11 protein-coding genes and 1 pseudogene are annotated in these 10334 nt (G+C 61.6%); 4 read left to right on the top strand and 8 right to left on the bottom strand.

Annotated elements, in window-relative coordinates; translation table 11 throughout:
• The coding region (locus NBV68_RS13685) for a PhzF family phenazine biosynthesis protein (RefSeq protein ID WP_296310685.1) at nucleotides 1–161 on the bottom strand (161 nt) is incomplete at its 3' end.
• 8 nt (nucleotides 162–169) lie between these two features.
• On the bottom strand, nucleotides 170–832 hold the full coding sequence (gene pdxH, locus NBV68_RS13690; protein ID WP_296310668.1) for a pyridoxamine 5'-phosphate oxidase: 663 nt from the start codon (nucleotides 830–832) through the stop codon (nucleotides 170–172).
• A gap of 223 nt (nucleotides 833–1055) precedes the next feature.
• Here pdxH and NBV68_RS13695 point away from each other — a divergent pair, with 223 nt between their 5' ends.
• Genes NBV68_RS13695 through fabI form a run of 3 tightly spaced genes read left to right on the top strand, consistent with a single transcriptional unit; the run spans nucleotide 1056 to nucleotide 3750 of the window.
• Nucleotides 1056–2045: a DnaJ C-terminal domain-containing protein gene (locus tag NBV68_RS13695; RefSeq protein ID WP_296310670.1), complete on the top strand. Its 990-nt coding sequence runs from the start codon at nucleotides 1056–1058 to the stop codon at nucleotides 2043–2045.
• Nucleotides 2046–2070: 25 nt separating this feature from the next.
• Nucleotides 2071–2943, top strand: coding sequence for a YihY/virulence factor BrkB family protein (locus NBV68_RS13700; protein WP_296310672.1), 873 nt, complete (start codon nucleotides 2071–2073; stop codon nucleotides 2941–2943).
• Entirely contained in the window at nucleotides 2944–3750 is an 807-nt protein-coding gene (gene fabI, locus NBV68_RS13705) for an enoyl-ACP reductase FabI (protein ID WP_296310674.1), read from the top strand.
• 10 nt (nucleotides 3751–3760) lie between these two features.
• Here fabI and galE read toward each other — a convergent pair whose 3' ends face one another.
• The 5 genes from galE to rfbA all read right to left on the bottom strand — a co-directional run bounded on the left by galE (nucleotide 3761) and on the right by rfbA (nucleotide 8542).
• On the bottom strand, nucleotides 3761–4774 hold the full coding sequence (gene galE, locus NBV68_RS13710) for a UDP-glucose 4-epimerase GalE (RefSeq protein ID WP_296310676.1): 1014 nt from the start codon (nucleotides 4772–4774) through the stop codon (nucleotides 3761–3763).
• 430 nt (nucleotides 4775–5204) lie between these two features.
• Nucleotides 5205–6257, bottom strand: a complete 1053-nt coding sequence (rfbB, locus tag NBV68_RS13715; RefSeq protein WP_296310678.1) for a dTDP-glucose 4,6-dehydratase — start codon at nucleotides 6255–6257, stop codon at nucleotides 5205–5207.
• Complete coding sequence (gene rfbD / locus NBV68_RS13720; RefSeq protein ID WP_296310679.1) at nucleotides 6250–7107, bottom strand: dTDP-4-dehydrorhamnose reductase; 858 nt, start codon at nucleotides 7105–7107, stop codon at nucleotides 6250–6252. The genes rfbB and rfbD overlap by 8 nt, the downstream gene beginning before the upstream one ends.
• Nucleotides 7104–7649, bottom strand: coding sequence for a dTDP-4-dehydrorhamnose 3,5-epimerase (rfbC, locus tag NBV68_RS13725; RefSeq protein WP_296310681.1), 546 nt, complete (start codon nucleotides 7647–7649; stop codon nucleotides 7104–7106). The genes rfbD and rfbC overlap by 4 nt, the downstream gene beginning before the upstream one ends.
• The gene (gene rfbA, locus NBV68_RS13730; RefSeq protein WP_296310687.1) at nucleotides 7646–8542 is read right to left on the bottom strand and encodes a glucose-1-phosphate thymidylyltransferase RfbA; all 897 of its coding nucleotides are present in this window, start codon (nucleotides 8540–8542) and stop codon (nucleotides 7646–7648) included. Before rfbA ends, rfbC begins: the two co-directional genes overlap by 4 nt.
• Before the next feature lie 403 nt (nucleotides 8543–8945).
• Here rfbA and NBV68_RS13735 point away from each other — a divergent pair, with 403 nt between their 5' ends.
• Nucleotides 8946–9899: a class I SAM-dependent methyltransferase gene (locus NBV68_RS13735; RefSeq protein WP_296310683.1), complete on the top strand. Its 954-nt coding sequence runs from the start codon at nucleotides 8946–8948 to the stop codon at nucleotides 9897–9899.
• Between the two features lie 184 nt (nucleotides 9900–10083).
• On the opposite strand, the pseudogene NBV68_RS13740 reads toward NBV68_RS13735, so the two are convergent.
• Nucleotides 10084–10334: pseudogene (locus NBV68_RS13740) on the bottom strand (ABC transporter ATP-binding protein); the annotation flags it as partial.

Below are 10334 nucleotides of genomic sequence, written 5' to 3' on the forward strand. Positions count from 1 at the left end.
CGCACCACAAACGCGGTCTCGGCAAACAGGTTCTCGGCCCCGATGGCGACCAGCACATCGTCAGCCAGCCATTCATCGAGCACCATTACTGCCGCCTGATTGCCGCCAAACGGCCGGGCGGCGAAGGCATCGACGTGCCAATAGGGAATTTTCTGCGTCATTACTGGCCTCAGGGATAGAGCAGCGTATCGGACCACGGGGCGTCCGGGCCGCGGCGGATGAATTCGCGGCGATCATGCAGCCGGTTGTCGCGGTCGATCCAGAACTCAATTCTTGTCGGAGACAAAGTAAAACCCGTCCAGTGCGGCGGACGCGGCACTTTGCCTTCCGCCTCATGCGCGGCCCAGAGTTCCTGCACCCGGTCGAGATAGGTCTGGCGATCGGGCAAAGGGCGTGACTGGTCGCTGGCCGCGCTGCCAACCTGGCTCTTGAACGGGCGCGAGTGGAAGTAGGCATCCGCGCGTTCGGGCGTCACTTCAGTAAGCGGGCCTTCGATGCGGATCTGGCGGCGCAGGCTTTTCCAGTGAAACAGCAGCGCGGCCTGCATATTGGCGCGGATCTGGGTGCCCTTACGGCTCTCGGCATTGGTGAAGAACGTGAACCCCCCGCCCGCGATCTCACCCTTACCGTGACCCTTCAGCAGCACCATCCGCACCGAGGGCGCAGCATCGGCGGTCGCGGTTGCAAGAGCCATGGCGTTGGGATCATTCAGCTCCCCCACCTGCGCGGCGGCGAACCACTCCTCGAACAGCGCGAAAGGGTCCGCGTGCGCAGGCAGCACCGAATCGGCGAGCTGCGCATCGTCGAGCGGAGCGGAGCGGGGTTCATTCATCTGCGATAGCCTTCAAGCTGAATAAGGAGACACATGAGACACTGTCCAAGAAGCGAAAACCTGCCCCACACAAGAAGAGCGGACACCGCGCCCCGCAACTAGGTATCGGAGTGCAGCGGCGCAATGACCATGGGCGCTTGGTCGCGTGTAGGAAAGCGGCGGTCGCGCCCTGCGTACCGCTCCCCGCTTGCGCATGACGACTGTCTCACCTAGCTAACTCACCATGCGCGATCCTTACAGCACCCTTGGCGTTCCCCGCACCGCGTCGGAAGCGGAGATCAAGAGCGCCTATCGCAAGCTCGCCAAGGAGCTGCACCCCGATCGCAACACCGACAATCCCAAGGCCGCCGAAAAGTTCTCCGACGCGACGCGCGCCTATGATCTGCTCAGCGACAAGGCCAAGCGCGCGCAGTTTGATCGCGGCGAGATCGACGGCGAGGGCAATCCCGCCAACCCCTTTGCCGGCATGGGTGCAAGGCCCGGCTATGGCCGCGGCGGCACCTATGGGGCGGGTCCGGGCGGAGCGCCGGGCGGGAGCGATTTCGGCGGCTTTACGCCCGATGATGTCGATCTCGGCGATCTGTTCGAGGGCCTGTTCGGCGGCCGTGCGCGCCAGCAGCAGTCTTCGGCGCGGCGCCCCTTTGGAAAGCAACCACCGCCCCCGCCGCCCCGCCGCGGCGCGGATGTCCAGTACCGGCTCGCCGTGCCCTTCGTCGATGCCGCTGCCGGGCGCGACCAGCGCATTACGCTCGCCGATGGCAAGGCGATCAATCTGAAGCTCCCCGCCGGAGTCGAGGATGGCACGATGATGCGCCTCAAGGACAAGGGCCACCCCGGCCCGGGCGGCAATGGCGACGGGATCGTGCTGGTCGAAGTCGGCACCCACCCCTTCTTCCGGCGCGAGGGCGATCATATCCGCATGGATCTGCCGATCACGCTCGACGAGGCGGTGCGCGGGGCCAAGGTCAAATGCCCGACGGTGGACGGCCCGGTGATGCTGACGATCAAGCCCGGCTCGGGCGGCGGCACGGTGCTGCGGCTGGCCGGCAAGGGCTGGACCAAGAAATCGGGCAAGACCGCCGACGGCAAGCCCGAACGCGGCGACCAGCTGGTCACGCTCGAAATCCAGCTCCCCGCCGATCTTACCGCGCTTGAAGAGCGGCTCGAAGGCTGGGTCGATATCGCTCGCCCGCGGGAGAAGTTCGGTCTTTAGCAGACCGGGCGCTGGGGCCTTGCCGGTGCGCAACCTCTTCACCACCCGGCCGTTTGCGGTGATCCGCCGGGCAATGGTGGGCACCTTCAATGATGGCTTCATCCATGCCGGCAACCTTGCCTACCTTTCGATGCTGGCGATCTTTCCCTTCTTCATACTGGGCGCAGCGCTGTTCGATCTGATTGGCGGCCGCGCCAATGCCGAAGCGATGATCGACGCCGTGGCCCGTGCACTGCCGAGCGCGGTCGCCAGCGTGATCGAACCGGTGGCCGAGGATGTGATCTATGCCCGTTCGGGCTGGCTCTTGTGGCTCGGCGCAGCCGTCGGGCTATGGACCGTATCGAGCCTGATCGAGACGATCCGCGACATCCTGCGCCGCGCCTATCGCTCGCCGCCCTTGCGCGCTTTCTGGATGACACGGCTGGTGTCTGCGGGTCTGATCCTCGCCGCCGTGGTGCTGTTAATGCTCTCGCTGTTCGCGCAGGTGGTGATCGGCGCGGCGCAAGAGGTGATCCTTGCCGCCTTCCCGCGACTTGCCGGGCTGATCGCCACGCTCAGCAGCGCGCGAATCGTGCCGGCACTGGGCCTCGCGCTGTCGCTCCATGTGCTGTTCGCTACCCTTACCCCTCCCGAACACCGCAAGTCCGGCGCGCCGCGCTGGCCCGGTGCCCTGTTCACGACGCTGTGGTGGATCGCGGTCGCGGTCGCGCTGCCGGTGGTGCTGCGGCTCTTCTTTACCTATGATCTCACCTACGGCAGCCTGGCTGGCGCGATGGTGACCCTGTTGTTTTTCTGGCTCGTCGGGCTCGGCCTCGTTATCGGCGCGGAATTGAACGCGGCGCTGGCGCTGGAAGGGCAGGATATGGCCCATGGCGAGGCAAGCGAGGAGAAGGCGTAAATGAACGGATTGATGGCGGGTAAGCGCGGGCTGATCATGGGCCTCGCCAACGACAAGTCGCTGGCCTGGGGCATTGCCAAGAAGCTTGCCGAACACGGGGCGGAGCTCGCCTTCTCCTATCAGGGCGAGGCGCTGGCCAAGCGCGTGATCCCGCTCGCCGCGGAACTGGGCAGCGATTTCACCTTCGAGTGCGACGTTTCCAGCATGGATTCGCTCGATGCCGCCTTCGCCGCCTTGAAGACGCGCTGGGACAGCCTCGATTTCGTGGTCCACGCGATCGGCTATTCCGACAAGAACGAGCTACGTGGCCAATATGTCGATACCAGCCTCGACAATTTCCTGCTGACCATGAACATCTCGGCCTATTCGCTGGTGGCGATCACCCAGCGCGCCGCCGCGATGATGCCCGAAGGCGGGGGTTCGATCCTGACGCTGAGCTATTACGGCGCAGAAAAGGTCGTGCCGCATTACAACGTGATGGGCGTGGCCAAGGCGGCGCTGGAGACGAGCGTCAAGTATCTCGCCAACGACCTCGGGCCCCGCAATATCCGCGTCAACGCGATCAGCGCGGGGCCGATCAAGACGCTGGCTGCGAGCGGGATCGGCGATTTCCGCTACATCCTCAAGTGGAACGAATTGAACGCCCCGCTGCGCCGCAATGTCACGATCGAGGATGTTGGCGGCGCGGGGCTTTACCTGTTGTCCGACCTGTCATCGGGCGTGACCGGCGAGACGCATCATGTGGATGCCGGCTATCACGTGATCGGGATGAAGCAAGAAGACGTGCCGGATATTGCCTTGTCCTAAGCATCCGGGCTCAGGTGTTGGAGGCCCTCAGCATCCGTTCGAAGCGCCAGGCCGAGCCGACCATTTCTTGGAGGCCGAGGCTGGCTTCAAAGCCCAACTCGCTGCGCGCCTTGTCGACGCTGGCATAGCACGCGGCGACATCTCCTGGCCGGCGCGCGACGATGCGGTAAGGCACAGACACGCCGTTGACCCGCTCGAAGGCCGCGATCACCTCAAGCACCGAATGGCCGCGTCCGGTCCCGAGGTTCCAGATGGCGAAGGGGCGGTCGCCTGTGCCGATCGCCCGCAGCCCGGCGACATGGCCCTGCGCAAGATCAGTGACATGGATGTAGTCGCGGACCCCAGTGCCGTCCGCGGTCTCGTAATCGTCGCCGTAGACGGAGAGTTCCTGCAACCGCCCCGAAGCTACCCGACTGATATAGGGCATCAGGTTGTTAGGAGTGCCGTGCGGATCCTCGCCGATCAGCCCGCTTGGGTGCGCGCCCACGGGATTGAAATAGCGCAGCACGGCGATCCGCCAGTCGGGATCCGCATGCGCAATATCCGCGAGCATCTCCTCGACCATTAGCTTTGTGCGGCCATAGGGATTGGTCGCAGAGGTCGGGTGGCTCTCGTCAAGCGGCAGGTATAGCGGCAGGCCGTAGACCGTCGCGCTTGAGGAGAACACTAGCGTCTTCACGTTGCAGACGGCCATCGCCTCGACGAGGCTAAGGGTGCCGCGGACATTGTTGTCGTAATAGGCGATCGGCCAGGCCACCGATTCGCCCACAGCCTTCAGCCCGGCGAAGTGGATCACGGCGGTGATGCCATGGTCCCTTATCGCCTGCTGCAGGGCATCGGTATCGCGGATATCGGCAAGGATCAGGGGGATTGCTTGCCCGGTGATGTCCCCCACTCGTTCCACCATCTCGGCGCGGCTGTTCAAGAGGTTGTCGAGGCAGACGACACGGTGGCCCGCGGAGGCCAGTGCCACGGCGGTGTGGCTGGCGATATACCCGGCTCCGCCGGTCAGGAGAATACCCATCGTCCGTCCTTTTCTTCTACAGCGGATCCGATCATATCCGCATCGTCATTGATTGGCGGCAAATTGTTCGTGTTAGTCCGAAGCGCGAAAGGTCCGGAAGCGCGGAAGCCGATCCACCTGGCACTTGCTGGCGCCGCCCACATAGTTCGCATCGACACGTGCCACGCGGAGGAAACCTTGGGCCGCAGGAGTTCGCGGATGTCTTGGCCAATCTCGCGATAGACAGGCAGGTTGTTCTTCATTTTCCCCAAGGCAAGGCAGTGTCGTGCTGCGGATCAGGGCCGAAAATAACGTCGGGCAAGAGATAGCATGCAGTAAAAATGTTAGCAAAATGTCGGGTAGGAAACGTTCTCAGGGTTCGCTGAGGTGCAGCTCAGTGACTTTAAGGTCCATTCGACTTTGATCGACCGTGTTCTCAACGTGCTGCAGATCAACAGGCGGCCAAGGCCTGCCACCATTCTTCATTCTTGAGGTACCATCGTAGGGTCTGGCGCAAGCCATCCTCGAAGCCGTGCTGCGGGGTGTATGCGAGCTCGGCGCGGGCCTTGGTCTCGTCGATTGCATAGCGGCGGTCATGGCCGGCACGATCGGTGACGAAGACTTTAAGCGTTTCGGTTGCCTCACCCTTTGCCGCCGGGGCTCCGGGAAAACGCTCGGCAAGACCGTCCACCTCAGCAAAGGCGCGGTCGACCTCGCGGCAGATCGCGGCGATCACCTCGAGATTGGGCAGCTCCGCACCACCGCCGATGTTGTAGGTCTCGCCCGGCTTGCCGTTGATGAGGCAGGCTTCGATCCCCCGGCAGTGATCCTCGACATGCAGCCAGTCGCGCACGTTCATCCCGTCACCGTAGATCGGCAAGCTGCGCCCGTGGAGCGCATTCAAGAGGAACAGAGGGATCAGCTTTTCAGGATACTGATAGGGGCCGTAATTGTTCGAACAGTTGCTGGTGGTTACCTCTAGCCCGTACGTGTGGTGATAGGCGCGCACTAGGTGATCGGAGGCCGCCTTCGATGCCGAATAGGGCGAGTTAGGCGCATAGGGCGTGGTCTCGGAGAAGGCCGGATCATTGGGACCAAGCGAACCGAACACCTCGTCGGTCGAGATATGGTGGAAGCGATGGGCAACACCACTGCCCGCCAGCCAAACGCTGCGTGCGGCCTTGAGCAGGCTGTTGGTTCCGAGGATGTTCGTGTCAATGAAGGCGTCAGGCCCACTGATCGAACGGTCAACGTGGCTTTCGGCGGCGAAGTGGACCAGCGTGGTGACGGCATGGTCGCGCAGCAGCTGTTCCACCAGCGCGGTATCGCGGATGTCGCCCATCACCAGCTCGGCATTGGGCGCGCCCTTTATGGTAGAGCGATTGCCAGCATAGGTCAGCGCATCCAGCACAATCACCCGGTCTTCAGGGTGCTTCGCGTTCCAGTAGTGGACGAAATTGCCACCGATGAACCCGGCGCCGCCGGTAACGAGCAGATTAGCCAAGCTTTGCTTCCTCTTTCAGCATCAGGCGCAGATTGTCGCGCCATGCCACCGGCCTATCGCCGAGAAAGGCGCGGGTCTTGCTGCAATCGAGCAGCGAAAACGCCGGGCGCTGTGCAGGTGTGGGGTACTCGGCAGTGGTGATCGCGTGGATCGCCGGAATGCGCGGGATAAGACCCAGCGCATAAGCTTCCTCGGCGATCGCAACAGCGAATTCGTGCCAGCTTGCAGCGCCGTCGTCGCAGTGATGAAAGATGCCGGTCGCCTGGCTTTCGACCAACGCCCAGATGGTGCGAGCAAGACCAGTGGCCCAGGTCGGCGCACCGACCTGATCGGCAACCACGCCTAGTTCCTCGCGCTCGTTCATCAGGCGGATCATGGTGCGCACGAAATTCGCGCCGCCCGCTTCGTATACCCAACCTGTGCGCACCAGGAGGTCTTCCGCACGCAACCTGTCCTCGCCTTCCGCCTTAGTGCGGCCATAGGCCGATTGCGGGTTGCGGGGAGCCTCAGGCGGATAGGGTGCGGAAGAGGTGCCGTCGAAAACGTAATCGGTCGAGACATGGACCAGCTTGCCTCCGGTCCCGGCCAGCACTTCGGTCATCACAGCCACAGCCTCTACATTGATCGCCCGCGCTACCCCCTCGTCGCTCTCGGCCTTGTCGACTGCTGTATACGCGGCCGCGTTGAGGATCAGCTCCGGCGCCTCGACCTTCAGCCGCGCGGTGAGCATCGGCACGTCAGTGAGATCACAATCTTCGACATCAAATGCCGTGACCTCCGCCCAGGCTGGGGCGAGTCGCTGCAACGCGCCGCCGAGCTGGCCATTGGCGCCAGTGACAAGCACCCTCATGGAAATACCGGTACGTCTGCGAGCGATAACCCGCGTGCGTCCTTTTCGGAGATGATTGGATCGAGGCCCAACACTGGCCACACAATGCGCACAGCGGGGTCATCCCACGCTAAAGTATGTTCGCATTTGGGGTCGTAGGGCACGGTACACTGGTAAAGAAAGTCGGTATCGTCTTCAAGCGTCAGAAAGCCGTGCGCAAAGCCCTCGGGCACCCAGAGCATGCGCCGATTTGCCGCGCTCAGTTCCAATCCAACCCACTTGCCGAAGCAAGGCGATGACCGGCGCAGGTCGACAGTGACATCGAAAACTGCACCGCGCGTTACTCGAACCAGCTTGCCTTGTGGTAAGGGGTTCTGAAAATGCAGCCCGCGCAGCACGCCTTTCTGTGAGCAGCTATGGTTATTTTGCACGAAGGCAAGGTCGAGCCCGGCATCACGGAAGACCGCGGCGTTCCACGTCTCCATGAAGAAGCCACGCGCATCGCTGAACACCCTCGGCTCGATGATCAGCACGCCCGGCAGCGCGGTCTCACCAAAGATCATGACTGCACCGGGTTCTCGAGTAGGCCGAGCAGGTACTCGCCATAGCCCGACTTGCGCAGCGGCTCGGCGATCGCGCGCAACCGGTCGGCGGTGATGAAGCCCTGCCGCCAGGCGATCTCCTCAGGGCAGCAGATCTTCAGCCCCTGTCGCTCCTCGGTAATCCGCACATAGGTCGCGGCATCCAGCAGCGAGGCATGCGTCCCCGTGTCGAGCCAGGAAAAGCCCCTCCCCATGATCTCCACCGCCATTGTGCCCTCGTCGAGATAGAGCCGGTTGAGATCCGTAATCTCGAGCTCACCGCGCGCCGAAGGTTTCAGGTCCCGCGCCCGGTCCAGCACCGTCTCGTCGTAGAAGTAAAGACCCGTCACCGCATAGTTCGACCTAGGAACCTTCGGCTTCTCTTCGATCGAGATCGCGTTGCCGGCCGCATCAAACTCGACCACCCCGAAGACTTCGGGATCGTTCACCCGGTAAGCGAACACCGTCGCGCCGCTCATGCGCGCGTTCGCGCTCTGCAGCAGGCCAGACAGACCGTGGCCATAAAAGATGTTGTCACCTAAAATCAGCGCGCTCGGACCGCCCCGCACGAAGTCCGCGCCGATGTGAAACGCTTGCGCCAGGCCCTCGGGCTTGGGCTGAATCTCGTAGGAGAGCGACACTCCGAAATCCGCACCGTCGCCCAGCACCCGCCTAAACTGGTCGGCATCATCAGGCGTCGTGATGATCAGAATCTCACGGACACCCGCCAGCATCAAAGTGCTTAGCGGATAGTAAATCATCGGCTTGTCGAAAACCGGCATCAGCTGCTTCGAGATACCACGGGTCAGAGGATAAAGACGCGTACCGGAGCCACCAGCCAAAATGATGCCGCGTCTCGCCGGGGAGGGTAGTATCTGTTTCAAACTCAATCTGCCTTCACCATTGCGGCCTCTCGTTAGAGTATCTTGAAACGCGGTCAACCGTTTCTGAAAATGCCGCAAATCAACGCAAAAACGCCTTGGCGGGGTGAAGCAGCACTTAACAGAGACGGGTCCGCGCCACAGAGTGGCCGTAGACACGTCCAGCCAAACTTGACCTGCGGAAAACCTCGCCCTGACATGATATCCTAGTAGACTGATCGAGGGCGAAGTGCATTACATCTTGATTCTAGTAGTTTCGCGTTGGCAGATTGAGCAAAGCTCTGCCATACCAGCGCAGCGGCTTTCGCTACAGTTTTCGATTCCGATCTTATTTATAGTCCGCTTGTCGGAAGTATTACGATTGTATGAGAAATTATATTAAATTGGGTTTAAAGTCATGTCGGAAAGATTGAAGTTTTGGGGCAAAGATGCCGAATACGATAGCTATGCCTTTTCGCAACATGTCGGGCGTTATATAATTCTCCGCAAACTGGTTAAGCGCGCGCGGGTGTTAGACATATCGTGTGGCGAGGGGTACGGCACGCGGCTGTTGAAGGGCTGGGGTGCCCGTGAGGTTGTCGGGATCGACATTTCCGAAGAAGCTCTCGGCTCGGCGCGATACCACTTCGCGGGGAAGGGTATCAGCTTTGTCCGGGCCGATATCGACGCGGAGGCCGAGCGCATCGCCGAGCTTGGCAAGTTCGATGTGATCGTCTCGTTCGAGACCATAGAGCACCTCAAGGACCCTCGGGCCTTCCTCGATCTGATCGAGCGGGTTTGCAGCGACAAGGCCATCATAGCCATCAGTGCGCCGTGCGAGGAAGCCGGCGACCACGGGCAAAGCCTCAACCCCTTTCATCTATGGCACTTCAGCTTTGACGAGTTTCGCGACTTGACAGAAGGCCGGTTAGGAGCGGCTGCACAATGGTTGCTCGGAACCCCAGCCTTCGGCGAGATGAATTTCATCCTGAATGACACGCGGGTTTCGGAGGGGCACAAGGATCCGATCGTCGTAATGGATATGCGGTTCTGTGATTTGGCTGCGATTCTGCCGTCGAAATGGGGTAACGGCGTGTCGCAGCACACTTGCGCCCACTACGTTGGCGTTTGGGGCGCAAAGCCCGGCGCCAATGCCGTGGTTAGCGGTCAAACCTTCGCACAATTCCGTGAGCCGTGGCAGGTGATAGAATGGCAGCGTGAACAAATAGCCCGGCTGGAGGCCGAACTGGCACGCCAAAACGTGATCATATCAGGCTTGAACGAAGAAAAGAAAAAGCGGGCTCCGAGGGCGCCGTCGATGGCCAAGCCAAAATCGTCGAGCGCCAGATCGTCGAAAATCAGAAAGAACTGAAACGGCCCGAGGGTCGCCAGATCCGTGCTCTTCGAGGATCGCGAAATCTTGCTCGTCGAAGAACCGGCTTTACATCAGACCTGACGGTGTGTGGTGCCGGGCCCTGGCGGCGAATGGTCGGGTTCGACGGGCGGGAGATCAAGCCTGGCTTGGCCATGCAATTGCGTGGCCCACCAGACATGGCCTACAATGCATTGTAGATTTCGACTGCCTCTTCAACGTCCGCAAACGGCGTGATCTTCCCGGCCTCGAGCACAACCGCTTTCGAGCAGTAGCTGCGTATTGCAGTCATGTCATGACTTGCGATGATCATGGCTCGGCTTGCGCGCTTTTCAAAAAGCTCCTCGGCACATTTGGCGTGGAATCTCTGGTCACCCACCATAATGACTTCGTCGATCAGGTAACAATCAAACTCGATCGCGAGCGAAAGAGCGA

Source organism: Erythrobacter sp., from assembly GCF_023653175.1.
Lineage (GTDB): Bacteria > Pseudomonadota > Alphaproteobacteria > Sphingomonadales > Sphingomonadaceae > Erythrobacter.